The organism is Rhodococcus pseudokoreensis, from assembly GCF_017068395.1.
GTDB lineage: Bacteria > Actinomycetota > Actinomycetes > Mycobacteriales > Mycobacteriaceae > Rhodococcus_F > Rhodococcus_F pseudokoreensis.
Genome location: NZ_CP070619.1, coordinates 8,207,713 through 8,228,788 on the forward strand (window position 1 = coordinate 8,207,713; position 21,076 = coordinate 8,228,788).

Genomic DNA, 21,076 nt, shown 5'->3' on the forward strand with positions numbered 1-21,076 from the left:
TAACGATTCTCGTAGCGTCACTGGCTTGTTCGCCTCAATCTCCCGCTCGACACTGAAGCATGTGACCATGAGTTCGCAACTGCACCTGAATATTTCACTTCTCACACCCGGGCACTTCCGCGGTTCCTGGCGGGTGGAGGGCAACAACCCCGGCGATTTCGTGGATCCGGTGCACTTCCGTCGCCTCATCCGGATCGCCGAGCGCGGACACCTCGACGCCGTCTTCGTCGGTGACAGTCCCGCGTTGTCCTCGGACATTCACCACGCTCCCGGTCTCGGTCTCGACCCCGTGGTCATGCTGGCCGATGCAGCCGCGGGAACGGAACACATCGGGGTGATCGCGACGGGATCGTCCACCTACAACGACCCCTACAACCTGGCTAGGCGATACCTGTCGCTCGACCATCTCACGGGCGGTCGGGCCGGCTGGAACGTGGTCACCACGCAGCATCCGGCGGCGTCCGCCAACTTCGGGTACTCGGAGCCCCCGGACAAGGACGAAAGATATCGCAGAGCAGACGAATTCGTCGACGTCGTGACCAAGCTCTGGGGCGGGTGGGAACCCGGCGCGATCATCGGGGACGCCGAGAGCGGGCAGTTCGCCGACCCGGACAGGATCACGCCTCCCGACCATCGTGGTCCGATCCTGTCGGTCGCGGGCCCGTTGCCGCTGCCGTGCTCACCCCAGGGCAGGCCGCTGATCGTGCAGGCAGGTGCGTCGGAAGGCGGCCTCGCTCTGGCGGGAAAGTATGCGGATCTCGTGTTCTCGGCCGCACAGACCGTCGACGTCGCGAGGAACCTCAGGACCGACATCCGCGGCAGGGCGGCGGCGAACGGGCGTGATCCCGACCGGGTCAAGGTCTCGACCGGTCTCATCACCGTCGTCGGCGGTACCGAATCCGAGGCCCGGCGGCGTGAGGAGGAACTGCGCGAGACCATTCCGCTCGAGCCGGCGTTGCGGCAGCTCGCGGGACAACTCGGTCTCGACCCCGGGCGCCTCCGGCTCGACACGGTGATCAGTGCCGACGACCTTCCGGGCACCGCGTCTTCGCTGCCCCGCTCGGCCGGATTCTTCGCGAGCACACGTGCACTGCTCGCCGGCGCACCGCTCACCGCGCGGCAGCTGATCCACAAGTTCGCAGGAGGAGCGGGGCACCAGTTGGCGGTCGGGACCGGCGAACAGATCGCGGACCGGATCGAAGCGTGGTTCCGCAGCGGCGCCACCGACGGCTTCACGATCATGCCGGGGGAGGTGGGCACCGGCCTCGAGGCGTTCGTCGAACAGGTGGTCCCGCATCTGGTGAGCCGCGGACTCTTCCGCCCCGAGTACACCCACCGCACTTTGCGAGGCAATCTCGGCCTCGATGTGACCGAGACTGCCGACCGCACCAGGAAGGAAAGCTTCACATGACTGTCGGAGTGACCGAACCCCGCACCACCGTGCGAGGACTCGACGAGAACCGATTTCGCGAGGTCCTCGAGTTCATCGCCTCCCGCGCCGAATACCACGACCTCACAGGCGAGTTCCCGTTCGACGCGTTCGACGCGTTGCGCCGGATCGGGGCGCAGTCGCTGACCGTGCCCGAGCGGTTCGGTGGGGGTGGAGCCGGGATCGCCGAGGCCGTCGAGGTGATCGAACGCGTCGGAGCCGCGGACCCGTCGGTGGGACTGATCCTGCAGTGGAACTACACCAACCACCTGACGCTCCAACGGCCCGAAAACCTCTGGCCGGACGACCTGAAGACTGCGGTGTTCCGTACCGCGGTCACCGAGGGCGCCCTCATCAACGGTCTCGCGGTGGAACGCGAACTGGGCAGTCTGTCCCGCGGCGGCGTCCCCGCCACCACCGCCACTCGCCTTCCCGACGGCAGCTGGCGCATCGACGGTGAGAAGGCGTACGGAACAGGCATCTCGGGGCTGCACTGGTTCACTGTCACCGCCACCACGACGGACCCGGAGCCCCGGGTGGCCACGTTTCTGTTCGATCGCCAGGCCACGGGTTGGCGGGTGCAGCAGACGTGGGACCACCTCGGGCTGCGCGCCTCGGACACGCAGACGGTGATCTTCGACAATGCCCGGATTCCGCACTCCCGGTTGGTGGATCTGCGCGACCCGAACGACGGCACCGGCAAGGTCCGCAGTGCGGGCAGACAGGCACTGCCCCTGCTCCTGGCCGCCAACTACAACGGGGTGTCGATCGCGACGAGGGACTGGCTGGTCCGATACCTCCACACCCGAGTGCCCACCGCGCTGGGCGCGCCGCTCGCGACGGTTCCGCGCTTCCACGACCGTGTCGGGGAGATCGAAGCGCAACTGCAGACCAGCCGTGCACTGCTCCGCCACGCGGCGGCGGAAGTGGAATCCGACAATGCCCTGCCCGCGTTGGCGAAGCACGTGGCGACGACCATGGCGATCCGGATCACCGAGTCCGCTCTCGACCTCACCGGAAACCCGGGACTCTCCCGCAGCAACCCACTCGAGCGACACCATCGCAATGCAATGGTCGGCCGGATTCATTTCCCGCAGAGCGACTTCGTCATTGCCAACCTCGGAAAGTCGGCCATTTCCGCAGGCGCGCCCGGCGAGGAGGAGCAGTGAGCAGGCAGGTCCACCTCAACGTCAACATTCTCAACGCCGGCGTCTTCGGTGGATCCTGGAGATTTCCGGGAACCGATCCGCTCGCCGCGTTCGGGCTCGACCACTACATCGATATCGCCCGGAAAGCGGAGGCGGCCAGGCTCGACGCGATCTTCCTCGCCGACGGCCCGGCGATCCGAGAAGACCTGCGCTACCGGCCGTTCAACAGCCTGGAACCGTCCGTCGTGCTGGCTGCGGTCGCCGCGGCGACGAGCGCGATCGGACTGATCGGCACCCTGTCCTCCACCTACAACGACCCGTACGACGTCGCCCGGCGTTTCGCCACGCTCGACCAGCTCAGTGGCGGCCGGTCCGGCTGGAACGTGGTGACCACGGCGGGGAAGGAATCCGCGCGCAACTTCGGCTTCGACGACGAACCCGACCACGCCGAACGCTACGCCAGGGCGGCCGAGTTCGTCGAGGTGGTGCGCAAACTCTGGAACAGCTGGGAGCCCGACGCCCTGGTGGGCGACAAACCGGCACGGCGATTCGCCGATCCCGACAAGATTCACCGCACCGACCACCACGGACCTCACTTCGACGTCGCCGGGCCACTGAATGTGCCGCGCTCTCCGCAAGGGGAGCCGGTTGTGGTGCAGGCCGGCGCGTCGACGGACGGGCGGGCGCTCGCCGCCCAGGTCGGGGAGATCATCTTCACGGCCGCGCAGACGGAGCAGGAAGCGGCCGAGTACTACCGAGACGTCAAGGCCCGCGCGGTCGGATACGGGCGCAGCGCCGAGGACGTCGTGGTGCTGCCGGGCCTGTCGACCGTGATCGGCAGCACCGAGGCGGAGGCACAGCGACGCCGCGACCTGCTCGCCGAACTCGTGCCGCCCGAGTACGCGCTCACCCGCCTGGCCGGTCAGCTCGGGGTTCCCGAGGACGCGCTGGTACTCGACGGGCCCCTGCCCTGGCACCTGCTGACGGATGCGGACGAGGCCGGCGGCTCGCAGACGTTCTACAAGATCGCCGTCGGATTGGCGCAGCGCGAGAATCTGACAGTGCGCCAGTTGCTGCGCCGACTCGGCGGCGGCGCCGGGCACCGCATCGTCACCGGCACCCCGGAGCAGATCGCCGACGCGATCCTGGTCTGGGTGGACAAGGGCGTCGCCGACGGGTTCAACCTGATGCCCGACGTGCTGCCCAGCGGATTCGACGATTTCGTCGACCACGTCGTCCCGATCCTGCAGCGCCGCGGCCGGTTCCGCACCGAGTACGAGACGACGACCCTGCGCGGGCATCTGGGCCTGAAGATCCCGGCTCACACCGTCCCGACCTCGACGGACCGGGTGGTGGCGTGATGGGCGGAGCCGATGGTCGCTCGCTGCACTTCCTCGTCAACGTCGGAAGTGCCGGATATCACCCGGCCGCCTGGCTGGATCCCGCGCTGGCGCCGGAGTCGTTCATCAGTCTCGACCACTACCGCCGGGTGGCCGCCGTGGCGGAGCGCGGACTCCTCGACGGATTGCTGTTCCCGGACATCCCGGTTCAGCAGCCGAGTATCGCCCGCGGTCCCGCGGCCACACTGGACCCGATCCTGCTCACGAGCGCTCTGGCCGTGTCGACCGAACGGGTCGGGCTGATCCCGACCGCCACGTCGACACTGAATCTGCCGTACAACCTGGCGCGCAGAATCCTCTCGCTCGACCATGTCAGCGGCGGCCGGGCCGGGTGGAACGTGGTCACCACGTTCGAGCCGAACGCCGCCCGCAACTTCGGCATCGACCACCTACCCGAGCGCGACGAACGCTACCGGCGTGCCGCCGAGTACGTCGACCTGACCAAGAAGCTCTGGGACAGCTGGGAAGACGACGCACTGATCGGCGACCAGGCGTCGGCGCGATTCGCCGACCCACACAAGGTGCACGCCGTGGATCATCGCGGTGAGTTCTTCACCGTGGCCGGGCCCCTGAACGTCACCCGGTCCCCGCAGGGCCGACCCGTCCTGGTGCAGGCGGGATCGTCCGCCCAGGGCAAAGCCTTCGCGGCGGCCCACGCGGAGGCGATCTATGCCACCCAGTTCGGGCTGGGGCCGGCACAGCAGTTCGCCCGGGAGATCCGGGCCGCCGCGGCCGCAGACGGTCGCGACCCCACCCAGATCCGAATCCTGCCCGGACTCGTCCCCGTCGTCGCCGGCACCACCGCGGAGGCGTCCGCCAAGTTCGACACCCTGCAGTCCCGCTTGCACCCGGACAGCGCCCCGGTGCGGGCACTCTCCCGGTGGCTGGGCTACCCGGACACGGACCTCGAGTTGGACGCACCGATCCCCGAGCGGCTGCTGACGTTGCCGGGGAACAGGATCGGACCACAGGGCTTCTTCGCGTCGCTGACCCGGTACGCCGCCGACAGCGGGCACACCGTCCGGCAACTCCTGTCCGAGTTCCTCGGCGGGCACCGCGTGGTGGTCGGTACGCCGGAGCAGGTGGCCGATCATGTCGAGACGTGGTGGCGGTCGGGCGCCGTCGACGGGTTCACCGTCATCCCGGCCGTCCTGCCCTCGTATCTGGAGGATTTCGTCGACCACGTCGTCCCGATCCTCCAGGCCCGCGGACTCTTCCGCACCGATTACGCCGGCCACACACTCCGGAGCCACCTCGGTCTCCGCGAACCGATCAACACGTTTGCCCGCAGATGATTGCCACGACAGAAAGCAGAAACCGATCATGACGTACCGCCACCTCGGACGGACCGGTGTGCAGGTCAGCCCCCTCACACTCGGCGCGATGAACTTCGGGTCCTGGGCGAACACCGACCACGAGGACGCCGCCCGGATCATCCACCGCGCGCTGGACGCCGGAATCAACGTCGTCGACACCGCCGACGTGTACTCGCAGGGCGAGAACGAGGAGATCGTGGGGAAGGCGCTGCACGGCCGCCGCGACGACGTGATCCTCGCCAGCAAGTTTCACGGCCAGATCGGGTCCGACCCCACCCACCGCGGCAATTCGCGGCGCTGGATCTTCAAGGCGATCGAGGGCAGCCTCCGACGGCTGCAGACCGATCACCTGGACCTCTACCAGATCCACCGTCCCGACCCCGACACCGACTTCGACGAGACCCTCGGCGCATTGAACGACCTCGTGCGGCAGGGCAAGATCCGCTACTTCGGCACCACCACGTTCGAGCCCCACCAACTGGTCGAAGCCCAGTGGGCCGCGGACAGGCGCCACCTGCAGCGTCCGGTCACCGAGCAGCCGCCGTATTCCATCCTCGCGCGGGCCGCCGAACGCGCCACGCTGCCGATCGCCGAGAAGTAGGGGCTGGGCGTCCTCACCTGGAGCCCGCTCGCCGGGGGCTGGCTGTCTGGCCGGTACCGCGCGGGCGAGTCGGAAGCCGCGGAGTCGAGCCGGTTGACCCGGCAGCCGCACCGCCATGACCCGGAGTTGCTCGCCAACCAGCGCAAGCGGGCCGCCGCCGAGGAACTGCAGAAGCTGGCCGACGACGCGGGCCTGTCGCTGATCCACCTCTCCGTGGCCTTCGTCCTCCAGCATCCCGCCGTCAGTTCCGTCATCATCGGGCCACGGACCCTCGAGCACCTCGAGAGTCAGCTCGGCGCCGTCGACGTGAGACTGGGCAGCGACATCCTGGACCGTATCGACGAGATCGTCGCGCCCGGAGTCACGATCAGCCCGGCGGACGAGGGCTACCTGCCGCCGTCACTGACCGACGCGGCGACTCGCCGTCGCGGCACCACCACAGCAAAGGACGATCACTGATGGCACTGCAGGACTTCCGCGTCTTCGGACGCACGGGTGTGAAGATCAGCCCGTTGACGCTGGGCACCATGAACTTCGGGGCCCGCGGCAAGACCACGCACGAGGACGGCATCCGGGTGATCCGCCGGGCGCTGGACGCGGGCATCAACGTCGTCGACACGGCAGACACCTATTCACGCGGTGAATCCGAGGAGATCGTCGGGAAGGCGTTGACGGGCCGCCGCGACGACGTGTTCCTGGCAAGCAAATTCCACAATGCCGTCGACGACAACCCACAGCACCGCGGCAATTCGCGTCGGTGGATCACCGAGGCCGTGGAGGGCAGTCTTCGGAGACTCGGCACCGACTACCTGGACCTGTACCAGGTCCACCGGCCCGAGTCGCACACCGAGATCGGCGAAACTGTCGGGGCACTCGACGATCTGGTCCGTGCCGGCAAGATTCGGTACTACGGAACCTCCGTGTTCTCGCCGGCCGAACTCGTCGAGACCCAGTGGGTTGCCGACTCCCGGAACCTGCAGCGCTCGTCGAGCGAGCAGGTGCCGTACTCGCTGCTGATCCGCGGCATCGAACGGGAAACTCTGCCGATCGCCCGCAAGTACGGGCTCGGCGTGATCACCTACGGTCCGCTCGCCGCGGGCTGGCTCAGCGGGAAGTACCGGATCGGTGCCCCGCAGCCGGAGTCGCATCGCGCCGAACTGATCAAGGGCCGCTTCGACATCGACGCACCCGCCAACGCCCGCAAGCTCGCGGCCGCGGACGCACTTGCCGTGCTGGCGGAAGAGCTGGGCATCAGTCTGATCCAACTGTCGCTGGCGTTCGTGCTCGCCCACCCCGATGTCACGTCCGCGATCGTCGGACCACGCACCATCGAGCACCTCGACACCTATCTGGATGCGGTCGATGTGCCGTTGTCCGGTGACGTGCTGGACAGGATCGACGAGATCGTCTCGCCAGAAACGGTGTTCACCGAACGCGACACCGGAAAGATTCCCGAGGCACTGGCCCGGCCGGAGCTGCGACGGACCCCCGCCGCGTAGCAGGAGGGCCGACGGAGGCCCCGCCAACGCGTCTCGAGGAGACGTCGTTGACGGGGCCATCCACCACGTCCGGTGTTCTTACCCCTCTTCTCGAACACCGCATGTCACCGCAGCCTCTCCCAAGACTGCGGCACACTGAACGTACTTGTTTTCCGGGAGTGGCGCACCAAATCAATTCTTTGCGAATATAACTCGGCTGTCGCGCCCCCCGGAGCTCAGCGGCCGAGTCGTGCGAGCCGTTCACCCGGCGTCGTCGCACCCCAGACTCCGTGCTGTTGGCCGGTGTCGAGGGCGTACGCCAGGCATTCCTCCGTCACCGCGCAGCCGCGGCAGAACTCTTTGGCGAGATCTTCCCGCTCGAAGCGCGCGTTCCTGCGTTCAGCGTCCGCCGGGAAGAAGATCTCCGCGTCCTCTTCATGGCAACGCGCGGACAGTCGCCACTGCCACAGATCCGTGTCGTGGCGCTGCAGTGTTGTCACCGGTGTCGACATTTTTCGACTACCCCCTTCGGTCTCGGGTCGTCCCGTAGTACAGCCGATCGGCCGTCGCCGGAAAAGAATTCGAATCTCGAGGATGCGAAGATCCGATCGGCGTGACTCGAATCCTGTTGTTCGGCGACTGTCCTTGCCATGCTGATCGAGTGACCTCGGTGCGCCCTCGAAAGGTAGACGCATGACCATCCTCGATCCACCCACAGTCGATGCTGCGAGCCTCGGCGTCTACGACTCGATCACCGACGCCATCGGCAACACGCCGCTCGTTCGGTTGAACCGGGTAACCGACGGGATCTCCGCGACGGTGTATGCCAAGCTCGAGTTCCTCAATCCCGGCGGCAGTGTTAAGGACCGTGCCGCCCTGGCCATGATTCGCGCGGCGGAGGAATCGGGAGAGCTGCTACCCGGGGGCACCGTCGTGGAAGGCACGTCGGGCAACACCGGGGTCGGTTTGACGTTGGTCGCTGCCGCCCGGGGATACCGTTCGGTCGTCGTCGTGCCCGACAAGACCAGCACCGAGAAGATCGCGCTGCTGCGGGCGCACGGGGCGCAGGTGCATGTGACGCCCGGCGGACGGCCCAGTCATCATCCTGAATTCGTCCGCAACGTCGCCACTCGGCTCGCGGCGGAGATTCCCGGCGGCTGGCTCGCCGGTCAGTACGACAACCCGGCCAATCCGGACGCACACCGCACCACGACCGGACCAGAGATCTGGCGTCAGACCCAAGGCCGGGTCACCCATTTCGTGGCCGGAGTCGGAACCGGTGGGACCATCACGGGGACAGGGGAGTTCCTGACGGAGGTCTCCGGCGGCGCGGTGCAGATCGTCGGCGCGGATCCCGAAACCTCCGTGTACGGCGGGGGAGACGGACGGGCCTGGTACATCGAATCGGTAGGCCATTTCCTGCACCCGCAGACCGAGACAGACGAGTGGCCGGACTCCTATCACCCGGACGTCGTCGACCGACTCGAGCGGATCACGGACGTCGAGGCCCTCACGGTGCTGCACCGCCTCGCCCGGGAAGAAGGACTTCTCGTCGGGGGCTCCGCCGGTACCGCGGTCGCCGCCGCGCTGCGGGTCGCGCGGACTCTCGGCCCGGACGACGTTGTGGTCGTGATCGTCCCGGACTCGGGCCGGGCGTACCTGTCGAAGTACTTCGACAACGAGTGGCTGGGACGGCTGGGCTTCCCGCTGTACCACGCAGCGTCCGGACCCGTCGTGGGTGACGCACTGGGCGGCCGGGGAATCGCACCCCGGACGGTGCCGTCCACCGCGACCGTGGCCGAGGCCCGTGACGTGCTCGCGGACACCTCGGCGCTACCCGTGGTGCTGGCGCGCCCGGGTGCCGGTCCGATCGTGGTCGCGGAGATCCTGGGGTCCGTCGGTCCCGAGACGCTGTCGGACGCTCCGGACGACGACCCGGTCGGCGTGCACGTCGCTCAGCCGCTGCCCGTCGTCGGAGTCACCGAGGAATTTCCGGTGGCAGTGCGGCGAATCGGGGAACACCGGGGGCCGGTGGTCGTGGCCGAGGCCGGGCGGGTGGTCGCGCTCGCAGACGCCGACCACATCCGTACCGCTGCGGGCGGGAATCGTTAGCCCGAACCTGACCGACCTCGACACAGCACCGGAACGCACCGATGCCGGACCGGCGCCTCGCGACACGGCAGGACGTCGAGAGGTGCTCGTCTGCGCCGCCGCCGGCTTCACCACACTCCTCGACTCCGCTGTGCTGGGCATCGGGTTGCCGGCCATTCGGTCGTCCCTCGACGCGGGGACGGCGGACGTGCAGTGGATTCTGGCGAGTTACTCGCTGACCTTCGGTCTCGCGCTCGTCCCGGCGGGGCGGATGGGCGATCTGATCGGCCGGAGACGGCTGTTCCTCGCGGGGTTGAGCCTGTTCGCCGTCATGGGCCTGGTCGGGGCACTCGCCGCGGAGCCGTGGACCGTCGTCGCCGCCCGTCTCGGTCAGGGTGTGGGGGCAGGAGTCGTCAGCTCCCAGGTCCTCGGCATCATCTCCGACCGCTACTCCGGACCGCGTCGAGCCAAGGCTCTGGCGGCGTACGGAACGGCCGGAGGACTCGCCGGTTTCATCGGTCCGATCCTCGGTGGTGTGCTCCTCGGGATCGGCGGTCCCGAGTGGGGATGGCGGTTACTGCTCGTGCTGAACGTCCCGTTCGCGGTCGTGACGGTGATGCTCGGTGCGCTGTTCCTGCGCCGCGACAGCCGCTCCCGGTCGGGTGCGACCGTCGATGTCGTCGGTCTCGGGCTGCTCGCGGCTGCGACGACGCTTCTGCTGCTGCCCATGGTGTCGCACTTCGGGGCGACGCGAGCGGTGCTGTCGGTGTCGGGTTCGATCCTGGTCCTGGGGTGTTTCCGCTGGTGGGAACGGCGGTACGCGAGTCGCGGCGGCACGCCGGTGCTGTTGCCTGCATTGATGCGGGCACGTGGCTACACCCTGGGTACGGCGGTCGCGTTGTTCTGGTTCGGCGCCCTTCTGGCGATGAACGCCGTGATGAGCCTCTACCTGATCGAGGGACTCGGCATCGCACCGCTGCACGCGGCCTTGGTGATGTCGGGGAGTTCGGTGATGATGGCCGTGACGTCGGCAGTCGGCTGGCGGGTGGTCGCTCGGTTCGGTCGCGCCGCGGTGGTGGGTGCGATCGTCGCGGAACTCTTCGTGGTCGCCGGATACGTGCTCGCGGTCACGGTGCTGCCGCGGACGTCGGTCCTCGTGGTGGTCGCGGCCCTTGCCGTCCTGTCCGGGGTCGCAAGCGGATTCGTCGACGCCCCCAACCGTGCGATGACGCTCGAGCACGCGCCGCCCGGAGTGAGCGGCGTGGCCGTCGGATTCCTGCAGTTGTCGCAACGGTTGTCGGCGACGGTCAGCCTCGCCGCGGTGCCCGGCCTCTATCTCGGGGTCCTCTCGGTGGACCCCGGAAACTACGGCCGTGCGATGGCGGCGGCACTTGCCGTGTGCGCCGGAATGCTGGCGTTGTCGTCGGCATGTGCGGTCTGGGACAGCCGGCGGAGGCGGGTCTGAGGGTTCCGTGGCCTTGCCCTCGGGGCTGCAGCAGCGGCGGCTTCGGATCGGTGCGAGACAAACTCTTGTAGGACGACCGGGCGGCTTGGAGACTGGTCACACGCTTTGTCGGAACACGCTGCCGGACAGTGGACTACATGCAGCGAGCGAGCGCGCTTCTGCGTGATTCACCCGCCGCACAACGACAATGGAGCACAGCATCGTGTCAGCAGAACCCGCCCGCCGGCAGATCCGGCTCGGCCTCCTCACCAACCCGCCCGGCAACGGTGCCCGCGGACAGGTCCGCCCCGGCGATGTCCGGCACACCGGCCGCGTCCTCGACCACTACGCAGATCTCGCCCGGACCGCGGAAGCCTCGAAGTTCGACGTTCTGTTCGCCGCCGACGGACTGACCTCCGACACCGAGGTGGGTACGAAACCCGAACCACTGACACTCTTCTCGGCGCTCGCCGCCGTGACGGAGCGCATCGGGCTGGTCCCCACGGTGTCCACGACGTTCACGGCGCCGTTCAACCTTGCGCGACAATTGCAGTCGCTGGACCACCTTTCCGGTGGCCGCGTGGGGTGGAACGCGGTCACATCGGCTGCGGGGGAGCGCAACTTCGGCGACGCACCGCTGCCCGAACACGAGGCACAGCACCACCCGGTGCTGTTCCAGGCAGGCTCGTCCGACGACGGCAAGGCGTTCGCGGCAGCGTTCGCCGAGGGTGTCTATACCGCGCAGCAGACACTGCGCGGAGCCCAATCCTTCTACCGCGACCTGAAGGCCCGGACCGCCGCAGCGGGCCGCAACCCGGCGAACATCCTCGTTCTACCCGGAATCAGCACGACGATCGGCGGCACCGAGGAGGAGGCCAAGCGGATCGACGACGACCTGTTCGAACAGCACTACAGCGACGCCTCCCGCACGGCGCTCGAGGGGCAACTGTCCGGCGTCGACCTGTCGGGCCTCGCGCTCGACGACGCGATTCCGCCGTCGTGGCTGCCGCCGGTCGTGTCGGTACAGGGCAGGCAGAGCCGCTACGGTGTGTTCCGCGAACTGGCGGTGGACGAGGGCTGGACGGTCCGGCAGTTGATCACACTGCAGCAACGGTCCGCAGGTCACGGCCGCGCGGTCGGCTCACCCGAACAGGTCGCGAACCGGCTCGAACGGTGGTTCGTCGACGGCGGTGCCGACGGCTTCATCGTCATGCCCGGGCAAGGTCCGGGTGGTGTCGAGGCGTTTACCGAGCACGTCGTTCCGATCCTGCAGAAGTGCGGACTGTTCCGCACGGACTACGAATCCGACACGCTTCGAGGAAATCTCGGCCTGCCCGCGATTCCGGAGCGCGCCCTCGCCGCGTGATCCGCCGATTTGTCCCGACCACGAAGGAACTCCGAACATGACGAGCCTCGTTTCCCCTTCTACGCCATCGTTGTCCAGCTTGATCACCCGCCCGCTCGAGGCGGGCGGGTTCGGACCCCCGCCGGCCTCCCTGCCGTCGGACGCGATCCGCCTGCTGGGCGGGGTCCCCGCCGACGAGGCGCTGCCGGTGAACGAACTGGCGGCCGCGTTCGCGGTCGCCCTCGCGTCACCCCCGACAGGTGCACGGGCGCTGCAGTACTCGGTGGCCCCGGGCATCGAGACGCTCCGCGAATGGATCGCGGCGCGTGAGAGCGACGAATCCGTTGCCGATCCGGACCGGGTCGTCGTCACCAACGGCGCCCTGCACGGACTGAGCCTGGTATTCGCGGCCCTCCTCGACCCCGGCGACCTGGTGGCCGTCGAGAGCCCGACCTTTCCCGTGGCGCTGCGAGTACTCGACCATTACGGCGCCCAACTCCTGCCGGTGCCGAACACCGGGGGACGTGTCGACCTCGATGTCTTCGAGAGCCACTTGCAGGCGGGTCGGATCCCGAAGCTGTTCTACGTGATCCCCGACTTCCACAATCCGACCGGCACGACCCTCGCGGCCGAGGACCGGTTGCGCCTCGTCGCTCTCGCCGAGCGCTACGGATTCGTCGTCGTCTCCGACAACCCGTACCGCGAGCTCCGGTTCCGGGGCACGGCCGTTCCGGACTTCCCGCTCGACAGCGATCGGGTGGTGCGGGTCAACACGTTCTCCAAGACCCTCGGACCCGGGCTCCGGCTGGGATGGGCGGTCGCCCCGACCTGGCTCCAGGCCGGACTGTTGCGGTTGCGCGCGAACCTCGATCAGCACGCGTCGCTACTGACCCAGTCCGCCGTGGCGCATCTGCTCGACCGGCCGGGACTGTTCGACGGCATCGTCGCGAACGCCCGCACCCTCTACCGGGAGCGAGCGGATCTGCTGTCCGACGTTCTCACCGCGGAGGCAGGTGATTTGATGTCGATTCCGCAGGCCGAAGGCGGAATCTTCGCCTGGGTCACGGTGACCGACCCCGATATCGACCTCGCGGAGGTGCGCGCCGCCGCGAACGCGCTCGGCGCGGACTTCTCGTCGGGCCGCTACTTCGACCCCGCAGCGAGCGGACTGTACGCCCGCAGCCTGCGTCTGGGCTTCACGAACCAGAGCGAAGGGAACCTCCGTCTCGGGGCGCAGCGCATCGCCCGGGCTGTCCGTGAGGTGCACTCCGCGTCGCGCCGCTGACCTTCTCTCGGCGCCGCGACGAATATCGATGCCGCTTTCGGCAGGCGAGTGAGGAAGGGTGCTGTCTCTTCCGGACATGGGTGCCCGGCCCGGGCTGACTGCTGGCATCCGAGTACTGCATCGCAGGAAGGCAGAGGGCTTCATCTGTGGGCAATGTCCTCGACAAGCTGCTCGAATTTGCGCACCGTCGGATCGCTATTGTCTGAACGAGCACACAGGAGAACGCGTGTAGGTGCCAGGTCCTCGACGACGACGAAACGCACGCCGGGATGGGCGTAGAAGTGGGGGACCGACTCCGCGGTGATGGCGATTCCGGTGCCGGCCGCACATTGCTCGAGCATCTCTTCGACCGTTGAAATCGAGGGTCCGGTTCGCGCCGCGGATCCGTCGGGGCGAGGGTTGACCAGCCAGTAGTCGATCCATTCCTGGGAACCTGTTTCGCTGGGCAGGAACGTTTCCTCCGCGATCTCGCGGAACGTGACGGTCGACCGATTCGCGAGAGGATGGCTGCTGGGGAGCACCACTACACGATGCTCGCTCAAGACCACGGTGCATCGCAGATCGTCAGCTCGCACAGGTTCGCGTGTGAAGACCACGTCCACCCGATTCTCGAGAAGCGCACGGGTCTGGTCGCCCCACTCGAGATGCTTCAGGTGCACATCGAGAAGCGGGAGATTCGCGCTCGTGGCATTCAGGATCCCCTGGGTGAGCTCACCGGCCCCGGTGGCCATGAACCCGATCCGAATGCGCGTCGTTCCCTGGTCTGCGCGCGCAGCCCAGGCGGACAGCGTGTCGCTTGCGTCGACAACTGCGCGTGCGAGCGGTACCAGTTCCGCGCCCTTGTCTGTGAGGTCCACCGACCTGGAAGTTCTTCTCAGGACCTCGAACCCGAGCTCACGCTCGAGGTGGCGAATCTGCTGGCTCAGGGCGGGTCCGGTGATGTAGAGGCGTTCGGCAGCGCGGCGGAAGTGCAGTTCCTCGGCTACCACCAGGAAGTAGCGTAAGACGCGGGGGTGTATGTCCATGGGTTTCCTTCCCGGTTCCGGCGTGCGTCTTCTTCATTCTGCAAGTGTGCGCGTCAGGATCATCCGCACGGATCGGTAAGTGTTGCTTAACGTTGGGCGCCGGATAGGACCTGGTGTTCGTCCCGCTCCGGCGGCACAGTGTTACGAGTCACAGGCCGTCGAGCAGCCCTCGTCCCGGCCGGACGTCAGTACCTCCATCCCCCAATCTCGCAGGAGAAATTCGATGACCGCTGTCGACGGCACGGCCGCACCCGCCACCGCCCGGAATCCGCTGTTCTGGATGACGAGCCCGGGAAACACCCCCAAGGGGGATCGGCGGGACTTCCACACCATGGACGAGACCGAGTGGACCGACTGGCTGATGCCCGGAACGCGCTACAAGCTGCTCTACTGCAACCTCGTCTCGGGTGCCTTCACGCTCTTGTTGCAGGTGGATCCGGGCATCAAGGCCACTTCGCACTGGCATGTCGGGAACCTGCAGGTGTACATCCTCGAGGGCGGCTTCTACTACTACGACGGAACGGTCGTCGTCGACGGGCAGACGATCCCTGATATTGGAACACCCCACTCGTTCACGGTCGAAACGGCCGGCACCATTCACGAGCCCTTCTCGACCGAAACGGGCTGCGTGATGCTCGCGATGTTCGACGGGCCCATCGGCGGCTACACCGAGGACGGGCAACTCGCCGTCATGGGTGATGCGCGACTTCACTACTACATGGCCAAAGACAACGACGCGGTGCACAACACCCAGTTGGTCGACTACTCGTACGGATCGACCGATCTCCAGTAGCCGCTTCATCCTGCACAGCTCATCGATCGGAGAACCATGACCTCATCTCTATCGTCGACGCCGGCCTTCAACCATGTCGGGATCACCGTCCCCGACCTCGACGAGGCTGTCGAGTGGTATCGACAGGTACTGCGCTTCACCGTCCTCGGCGGACCGATGCAGATCGGCAAAGAGGACGAACCGTTCGGCGAAGTCCTCAGCGATATCTTCGGGGTTGAGTGGGGGAGCCTGCGCGTCGCCTTTCTCGCCACCGGGGACAGCACCGGAGTCGAGCTGTTCCAGTTCCTCTCGCCCGCCACCACGCAGCCGGACCAGGTGGAGTACTGGCGCACCGGGCCGTTCCATGTGTGCCTGACGTGGCCGAATGTCGCGGAGTTGGCCGGACATATCGAGCGGCACGGCGGCAAGCAGCGCAGCAAGGTGTGGACGCTGTTTCCCGGTCGCGACGTCGTCTACTGCGAGGACCCGTTCGGCAACATCCTCGAAATCAGCTCGGGCACTTTCGATCAGACCTGGGCTAACCGCACCTCCGCACACGAGTGAAGGAATATCCATGAGTGATCCACACCTTGCCGGCAAGACTGCGCTCGTTACCGGGGGCGGCGGCGGGTTCGGCCGCGCGATCTGTCGGCGGCTCGCGGCGGCGGGCGCCGAAATCGCGGTACTCGACCGCGATCCTGCCGGCGGAGAAGCCACCGCCGCCGCTGTTCGGGAGGCCGGAGGCGTCGCAACGTTCCACAAGATCGACCTCACCGATCCCTGCGCAGTCCGCGAGGTGGTCGATTCCGTGGTCGGCCAGTACGGCCACCTCGACATCGCGGTCAACAATGCCGGAATCGGCGGCGACATGGTGCCGCTCGCCGAGTACCCGCTCGACGCCTGGAAACAGGTGATCGACGTCAACCTGAGCAGCGTGTTCTACTGCCTACAAGCCGAATTGGCAGCGATGACCTCGTCGGCCGCGGGCGGAGGTTCCATCATCAACATCGCCTCGATCATGAGCACCGTTGCGATGCCGAACATCAGTGCGTACGTGGCGTCAAAGCACGCGGTGCTCGGGTTGACGAAGGCCGCCGCCGTCGAATACGGCGCGCACGGAGTGCGCGTAAATGCCGTCGGCCCCAGTTTCGCGCGGGTGGGATTCACCGCCGACAAGATCAGCGACGACGCCCAGTGGGATTCGATGGCTGCGCAACATCCATTGGGCAGAACCGCGACCCCGGACGACATCGCCGATGCGGTGGCACATCTTGCGAGCGACAGTTCGTCCTATGTCACCGGTCAGCTTCTCCTCGTAGACGGCGGATACACCGCGCAGTAGCCCGATCACAACGAAATCGATGACAAGTGAGGCAACATGATTGACGATCACCAAGGTGCCGGCCGCGTAGCAATCGTTACCGGGGCCGGCGGCGGGATCGGCGCCGCGACGGTGCGCCGATTGGTCGCGGACGGGATCCGCGTCGCCGCCGTCGACCTCGACGAGCACGCTGTGAAGGAGTTGGAGACCGAACTCGGAGAGTACTGTCTGGCGGTCGGTGCCGACGTCTCCACTCACGACGGAACACGAGCGTATGTCGAGGCGGCGCGCGCGCATTTCGGGCGCATCGACTACCTGCACAACAATGCCGGAATCGAAGGGTTGGCGACCGCTCTCGACGAGAGCGACCCGGACCAGTTCGGGAAGGTACTCGCGGTCAATGCGGGAAGCGTGTACTTCGGAATGCGGGAAGTGCTTCCGCACCTGTACGCGCAGGGGCGAGGCGCCATCGTCAACACCGCAAGCCAGGCCGGTATCCGAGGTGTTCCCCGGCTCTCCGCGTATGCCGCCAGCAAGCACGCGGTCGTCGGCCTGACCCGCAGCGCCGCTTTGGAGGCAGGAGGACGCGGCGTCCGGGTCAATGCCGTCGCGCCCGGTCAGATCGCGACCCGCATGATCGACAGCCTCGCGGAGCAGTGGGCGCCCGGCAACGCGTCGACCGTCCACGACCAGCTCATCTCGCAGATCCCACTCGGTCGATACGGCACAGCCGAGGAGATCGCGCGGCTGGTCGCCTGGCTGTTGTCGGATGATGCGTCGTTCGTGAACGGTGCCGTCTACAGCGCCGACGGCGGAACCACCGCGTAACGACGGCACGTGCGGAGAGAGGCGCCCGGATTGTCCGGGCGCCGACCGCGGGGCCTTGGCATCCGTCGGCCGAACCCGGCATAGTTTTCGTCGGTGTCGAATCCTGGTGCCTCGTCGTGCCGAGGAGATTCGATCTGCGAGTCCTGGCCGCAAGCGCGCTGTGCGAACCGATCGATACCTACCCGAACACCTTCTCGAAGCAGTTCGAGAAGGGGAGGGCCTCGTAGGGGGAGAAGGTCGGGATCCGCGAGTAGCCGCTCTTCTCGTACAGCCTGACCGCGTCGGGCTGCCGGTCGCCGGTCTGGAGGATCAAGCGGGGTCGCCTCGCGTCTCGGGCCGCGTTCTCGACCGCGGTGAGCAGCGCGGTCGAGACGCCGGTTCCCCGTTCCTCCTTGACGACGAACATCCGCTTCAACTCGAGATCGTCGCCGTTCCAGCGCAAGGCCGCGTGGCCTACGGCTCGTGGCTCCGCGGACTCGAGGTCTCTGACGTACACCAGGACGGTGAGATGCACCGATTCCGGATCCACCGCGTTGGTGGTGGCCCGCACGGCGTCCGACACTCGGTCGGAATACCTGGGGCCGACTTCCGCCGCCATGGCCGCCCGCAATGTCACCGCGTCGGGATCGGACCACGAGGCTGTGCGGACGACGAACTCGGTGCGCGTGGCACTTTCGGTCATGACTGTTCTCCGTACGACTAGATTCGAAGAATCACAGTGTCATGACGTCGATGCCGCGGTCGATAGTTGAAATCACCGTAACCACAAAGCTATCCGGTGACCGAAACCCTTCTCTTCTACACCGGGTCGGGATAGGGGATTCGATCGTGAGGCACCGGCAGGCCGAGGTTGTCGCGCAACGTGGTTCCCGTGTACTCGGTGCGCAGCACGCCCCGGTCCTGCAGCAACGGCACCACGTGATCGACGAACTCGTCGAGACCGGACGGCACGAGGTGGGAGCCGATGATGAATCCGTCGGAGCCGTCGTTCTGCACGAACGCATCGACCTTCTCGGCGACCTGGGCGGCGGTGCCGACGATCGGGCCACGTTCGAACTGGTCGATGACGGTCTCCCGCAGGGTGAGTTTCTTCGCCTCCGACACGGCCCGCAAGGTGGCGACCGTCTCGAACCGGTCCTGGTACGTGAAGGCGCGGCCCTGGATGATCGGCGGCGCGTCGGGATCCGGTTCGATGTCCGGGACAGGTCCGTCGGGGTCGAACGTGGAGAGGTCGCGGTTCCAGATCTGCTCGAGCAGGATCAGCGCGGTCTGGCCGGTGACCTGCTGGTTGCGGACCTCGTGGTACTTCTCCCACGCCTCGGCCTCGGTGTCGCCGAGGACGAAGCTGGCCGAGGGGAGGATCTTGATGTCGTCGGCGCTGCGCCCGAACGAGACCGCGCGGGCCTTGATGTCGCGGTAGAACTCGGCGGCCTCGGGCAGCTTCCCGTAGGGCGAGAAGATCGCGTCGGCGTTGCCTGCCGCAAAATCGCGCCCCTGCGGTGACACGCCGGCCTGCAGGAGGACCGGGCGGCCCTGGGGGCTGCGCGGCACCGTGAACCGGCCGCGGATGTCGAACTGGCCGCCGTGAAAGTCGAAGGTTCCGGCGTCCGGGCGGCGCAGGAAGTGGCCGTTTTCCTTGTCCGCCACGATGTCGTCACCGCGCCACGAATCCCACAGCTGCCGCACCACTTCGAGGGTCTCCTCGGCGCGCTCGTAGCGCTGCGAATGGTCCAGGAATCCACCGCGACGGAAGTTCTGCCCGGTGAACGCGTCGAACGAAGTCACAACGTTCCAGGCCGCCCGACCACCCGACAGCTGGTCGAGCGACGCGAACTGCCGGGCGAGTTCGTACGGCTCGTTGAACGTGGCGTTGATGGTTCCGGCCAGTCCGAGGTGATCGGTGACGGCGGCGAGGGACGCGAGCACCGTGAAGGTGTCGGGGCGGCCGATGATGTCCTGGTCGAAGATCTGCCCGGCGCGCTCGCGCAGCGCCAGACCCTCGGCGAGGAAGAAGAAGTCGAACTTGCCGCGCTCGGCGGTCCGTGCGGTGTGTTCGAACGAATCGAACTCGATCTGGCTGCCCGCCCGGGGATCCCACCATGCGGTGTGGTGGTTGACGCCTCCGAGGTAGGCGCCGAGGATGACCTGCTTCTTGAGTGTGTTCATCGTGACGTGTCCTTGTCTGAAGGGTCGCGGGGTCTCAGGCGGCCGGGGTTCCCGTGACGTACCGGTTGGGGACGTCGGTGGGCAGGCCGAGCACACCGCGCAGGGACGTGTCGGGGTACTCGGTGCGCAGCAGACCGCGCCGTTGCAGGATCGGCACGAGCGTGGACGACACCGCCTCCAGATCGTCGACGGCGACTCCCGGTCGCAGCCGGAAACCGTCGAATCCTAACTGCTGCCATGCCGCGAGATGGTCTGCGAGGTCGCCGGCAGAACCCGTGAACACGGTGGCGTCCGAGGCGAACTCGATGCCGGCGAGACCGTCCAGGCGACGCAGCCGGGCTGCCCCGGATTCGTGGTCGTTGTCGAGGAAGGCCACCAGGTCGGCGTAGACCCGGAGCGGCTCACCGGTGCGCCCGACGCGTTCGGATGCCGCGGCCACGTCGGCGAGAACGGACTGCGCGTGGACGTCGTCGGCCGGGGTGACGAACACGAGGTCGGCGCCGCGGGCCGCCAGTTCGTACGGCAGCGCCTGATGGGCGAGTGCGGTGACCACCGGTTGGCCCTGCGGCGGTCGCGGTGTGACGGAGGGGCCGCGGACGCTGAAGTAGCGACCCTCGAAGTCGATGTAGTGCAGCTTGTCGCGGTCGATGAACCGGCGGGTCTCGACGTCGCGGATCTCCGCGCCGTCCTCCCAGCTGTCCCACAGCCGGCGGACGACCTCGACGAAGTCGCCGGCCTCGTCGAACAGGTCGACCAACACCTGCGGCAACGTGCCCTCCGCGATCGCCGTCCAGTCCTGCGCGGTGAGTTCCGGGACGGTGCGACGGCCGAAGTGTGCGGCCTCGTCGGCATGCCCGGACACCTTGACCTGCCACCCCGCGCGACCGCGGGAGGTGTAGTCCAGGGTCGCGATGCCCTTCGACACGTGGAACGGCTCGGTGTGCGTCGTGGTGATCGTCGGGATCAGGCCGAGGTGCCGCGTGAGCGGGGCGATTCTCGCCGCCACGAGGTGCGCGTCGATGCGCGCGCGGACCCGGTCCACGGAGTCGGCCGCGTCGGGTGCGTAGCGATTCACCGGTGCCGCCAGGCTGTCCTCGATGGTGACGAAGTCCAGCAGGCCGCGCTGCGCGACGGCAGCGAGATCGGTCCAGTAGGCGCCGGTGAACAACTCGTCCGGGCGCGAGTTCGGCTCGCGCCACGCGGCGGGATGCCAGCCCGCGCCGTCGAGAGCGGCGGCGAGATGCAAGGGGGTGTTCGAGGTCATCGACGAAGACTCCAGTCTCGGGAAGAGCAGTGACGGTGAAACGGCTCGGTCGCACCACGAACCAAGGGTCTCTCGGTCGCTCCGGATGGTCGCCCGTGAGCCTACGGTTCGTCGTATGTTCGAGCGCCCCTTTTCTTCAGCCGGATCGAAACCCCAGCGGCCG

General features: G+C 67.4%; 18 protein-coding genes and 1 pseudogene. 14 read left to right on the plus strand and 5 right to left on the minus strand.

The genetic code is table 11. The features are described from left to right. Window positions 1-67: 67 nt before the first annotated feature. The 6 genes and pseudogenes from JWS13_RS42810 to JWS13_RS42835 all read left to right on the plus strand — a co-directional run bounded on the left by JWS13_RS42810 (window position 68) and on the right by JWS13_RS42835 (window position 7,393). Window positions 68-1,411 carry an NtaA/DmoA family FMN-dependent monooxygenase gene (locus JWS13_RS42810; protein ID WP_206011130.1) on the plus strand — a complete coding sequence of 448 codons (1,344 nt, stop codon included), beginning with the start codon at window positions 68-70 and terminating at the stop codon, window positions 1,409-1,411. Next, window positions 1,408-2,598: an acyl-CoA dehydrogenase family protein gene (locus tag JWS13_RS42815; RefSeq protein WP_206011131.1), complete on the plus strand. Its 1,191-nt coding sequence runs from the start codon at window positions 1,408-1,410 to the stop codon at window positions 2,596-2,598. The genes JWS13_RS42810 and JWS13_RS42815 overlap by 4 nt, the downstream gene beginning before the upstream one ends. After that, on the plus strand, window positions 2,595-3,938 hold the full coding sequence (locus tag JWS13_RS42820) for an LLM class flavin-dependent oxidoreductase (RefSeq protein WP_206011132.1): 1,344 nt from the start codon (window positions 2,595-2,597) through the stop codon (window positions 3,936-3,938). The genes JWS13_RS42815 and JWS13_RS42820 overlap by 4 nt, the downstream gene beginning before the upstream one ends. Next, the gene (locus JWS13_RS42825) at window positions 3,938-5,272 is read left to right on the plus strand and encodes an NtaA/DmoA family FMN-dependent monooxygenase (protein WP_206011135.1); all 1,335 of its coding nucleotides are present in this window, start codon (window positions 3,938-3,940) and stop codon (window positions 5,270-5,272) included. The genes JWS13_RS42820 and JWS13_RS42825 overlap by 1 nt, the downstream gene beginning before the upstream one ends. 28 nt (window positions 5,273-5,300) lie before the next feature. Next, window positions 5,301-6,353, plus strand: a pseudogene (locus JWS13_RS42830) (aldo/keto reductase). Beyond that, the gene (locus tag JWS13_RS42835; RefSeq protein WP_206011136.1) at window positions 6,353-7,393 is read left to right on the plus strand and encodes an aldo/keto reductase; all 1,041 of its coding nucleotides are present in this window, start codon (window positions 6,353-6,355) and stop codon (window positions 7,391-7,393) included. The pseudogene JWS13_RS42830 and the gene JWS13_RS42835 overlap by 1 nt, the downstream one beginning before the upstream one ends. A 215-nt stretch (window positions 7,394-7,608) precedes the next feature. Here JWS13_RS42835 and JWS13_RS42840 read toward each other — a convergent pair whose 3' ends face one another. Next, window positions 7,609-7,872 (minus strand): WhiB family transcriptional regulator, encoded by a 264-nt coding sequence (locus JWS13_RS42840; protein ID WP_275957317.1) that lies wholly within the window; start codon window positions 7,870-7,872, stop codon window positions 7,609-7,611. A gap of 193 nt (window positions 7,873-8,065) precedes the next feature. Between JWS13_RS42840 and JWS13_RS42845 the strand changes: the two genes are divergently transcribed. The 4 genes from JWS13_RS42845 (at window position 8,066) to JWS13_RS42860 (ending at window position 13,537) form a co-directional block, all read left to right on the plus strand. After that, window positions 8,066-9,484, plus strand: a complete 1,419-nt coding sequence (locus tag JWS13_RS42845; RefSeq protein WP_206011138.1) for a PLP-dependent cysteine synthase family protein — start codon at window positions 8,066-8,068, stop codon at window positions 9,482-9,484. 82 nt (window positions 9,485-9,566) lie between these two features. Continuing rightward, window positions 9,567-10,928 carry an MFS transporter gene (locus tag JWS13_RS42850; protein WP_206011139.1) on the plus strand — a complete coding sequence of 454 codons (1,362 nt, stop codon included), beginning with the start codon at window positions 9,567-9,569 and terminating at the stop codon, window positions 10,926-10,928. Window positions 10,929-11,130: 202 nt separating this feature from the next. Continuing rightward, the gene (locus JWS13_RS42855; RefSeq protein WP_206011140.1) at window positions 11,131-12,273 is read left to right on the plus strand and encodes an LLM class flavin-dependent oxidoreductase; all 1,143 of its coding nucleotides are present in this window, start codon (window positions 11,131-11,133) and stop codon (window positions 12,271-12,273) included. Between the two features lie 37 nt (window positions 12,274-12,310). After that, window positions 12,311-13,537, plus strand: coding sequence for an aminotransferase-like domain-containing protein (locus JWS13_RS42860; protein WP_206011142.1), 1,227 nt, complete (start codon window positions 12,311-12,313; stop codon window positions 13,535-13,537). Window positions 13,538-13,677: 140 nt separating this feature from the next. Here the strand turns inward: JWS13_RS42860 and JWS13_RS42865 are convergent, their stop codons facing one another. After that, entirely contained in the window at window positions 13,678-14,562 is an 885-nt protein-coding gene (locus tag JWS13_RS42865) for a LysR family transcriptional regulator (protein ID WP_206011143.1), read from the minus strand. A 223-nt stretch (window positions 14,563-14,785) separates the two neighbouring features. Here JWS13_RS42865 and JWS13_RS42870 point away from each other — a divergent pair, with 223 nt between their 5' ends. The 4 genes from JWS13_RS42870 to JWS13_RS42885 are packed head-to-tail and all read left to right on the plus strand — an operon-like array spanning window position 14,786 to window position 17,483. After that, window positions 14,786-15,355 carry a cupin domain-containing protein gene (locus JWS13_RS42870; RefSeq protein ID WP_206011144.1) on the plus strand — a complete coding sequence of 190 codons (570 nt, stop codon included), beginning with the start codon at window positions 14,786-14,788 and terminating at the stop codon, window positions 15,353-15,355. 36 nt (window positions 15,356-15,391) lie between these two features. Then, the gene (locus JWS13_RS42875; protein ID WP_206011145.1) at window positions 15,392-15,898 is read left to right on the plus strand and encodes a VOC family protein; all 507 of its coding nucleotides are present in this window, start codon (window positions 15,392-15,394) and stop codon (window positions 15,896-15,898) included. A gap of 10 nt (window positions 15,899-15,908) precedes the next feature. Beyond that, the gene (locus JWS13_RS42880) at window positions 15,909-16,676 is read left to right on the plus strand and encodes an SDR family NAD(P)-dependent oxidoreductase (protein ID WP_206011146.1); all 768 of its coding nucleotides are present in this window, start codon (window positions 15,909-15,911) and stop codon (window positions 16,674-16,676) included. Between the two features lie 36 nt (window positions 16,677-16,712). Continuing rightward, the gene (locus JWS13_RS42885) at window positions 16,713-17,483 is read left to right on the plus strand and encodes an SDR family NAD(P)-dependent oxidoreductase (protein ID WP_206011147.1); all 771 of its coding nucleotides are present in this window, start codon (window positions 16,713-16,715) and stop codon (window positions 17,481-17,483) included. A 178-nt stretch (window positions 17,484-17,661) separates the two neighbouring features. On the opposite strand, the gene JWS13_RS42890 is transcribed toward JWS13_RS42885, so the two are convergent. The 3 genes from JWS13_RS42890 to JWS13_RS42900 form a co-directional block, all read right to left on the minus strand. After that, window positions 17,662-18,165, minus strand: coding sequence for a GNAT family N-acetyltransferase (locus JWS13_RS42890; protein ID WP_206011148.1), 504 nt, complete (start codon window positions 18,163-18,165; stop codon window positions 17,662-17,664). Between the two features lie 116 nt (window positions 18,166-18,281). Then, on the minus strand, window positions 18,282-19,649 hold the full coding sequence (locus JWS13_RS42895; RefSeq protein WP_206011150.1) for an NtaA/DmoA family FMN-dependent monooxygenase: 1,368 nt from the start codon (window positions 19,647-19,649) through the stop codon (window positions 18,282-18,284). A gap of 34 nt (window positions 19,650-19,683) precedes the next feature. Further along, window positions 19,684-20,913, minus strand: coding sequence for an LLM class flavin-dependent oxidoreductase (locus tag JWS13_RS42900; RefSeq protein ID WP_206011151.1), 1,230 nt, complete (start codon window positions 20,911-20,913; stop codon window positions 19,684-19,686). Window positions 20,914-21,076: the final 163 nt, after the last annotated feature.

Coding starts and splice junctions, on each gene's coding strand:
- JWS13_RS42810 (WP_206011130.1), top strand. CDS start 68: ATGAGTTCGCAACTGCACCTGAATATTTCACTTCTCACACCCGGGCAC.
- JWS13_RS42815 (WP_206011131.1), top strand. CDS start 1,408: ATGACTGTCGGAGTGACCGAACCCCGCACCACCGTGCGAGGACTCGAC.
- JWS13_RS42825 (WP_206011135.1), top strand. CDS start 3,938: ATGGGCGGAGCCGATGGTCGCTCGCTGCACTTCCTCGTCAACGTCGGA.
- JWS13_RS42835 (WP_206011136.1), top strand. CDS start 6,353: ATGGCACTGCAGGACTTCCGCGTCTTCGGACGCACGGGTGTGAAGATC.
- JWS13_RS42845 (WP_206011138.1), top strand. CDS start 8,066: ATGACCATCCTCGATCCACCCACAGTCGATGCTGCGAGCCTCGGCGTC.
- JWS13_RS42860 (WP_206011142.1), top strand. CDS start 12,311: ATGACGAGCCTCGTTTCCCCTTCTACGCCATCGTTGTCCAGCTTGATC.
- JWS13_RS42865 (WP_206011143.1), bottom strand. CDS start 14,562: ATGGACATACACCCCCGCGTCTTACGCTACTTCCTGGTGGTAGCCGAG.
- JWS13_RS42870 (WP_206011144.1), top strand. CDS start 14,786: ATGACCGCTGTCGACGGCACGGCCGCACCCGCCACCGCCCGGAATCCG.
- JWS13_RS42875 (WP_206011145.1), top strand. CDS start 15,392: ATGACCTCATCTCTATCGTCGACGCCGGCCTTCAACCATGTCGGGATC.
- JWS13_RS42880 (WP_206011146.1), top strand. CDS start 15,909: ATGAGTGATCCACACCTTGCCGGCAAGACTGCGCTCGTTACCGGGGGC.
- JWS13_RS42885 (WP_206011147.1), top strand. CDS start 16,713: ATGATTGACGATCACCAAGGTGCCGGCCGCGTAGCAATCGTTACCGGG.
- JWS13_RS42890 (WP_206011148.1), bottom strand. CDS start 18,165: ATGACCGAAAGTGCCACGCGCACCGAGTTCGTCGTCCGCACAGCCTCG.
- JWS13_RS42895 (WP_206011150.1), bottom strand. CDS start 19,649: ATGAACACACTCAAGAAGCAGGTCATCCTCGGCGCCTACCTCGGAGGC.
- JWS13_RS42900 (WP_206011151.1), bottom strand. CDS start 20,913: ATGACCTCGAACACCCCCTTGCATCTCGCCGCCGCTCTCGACGGCGCG.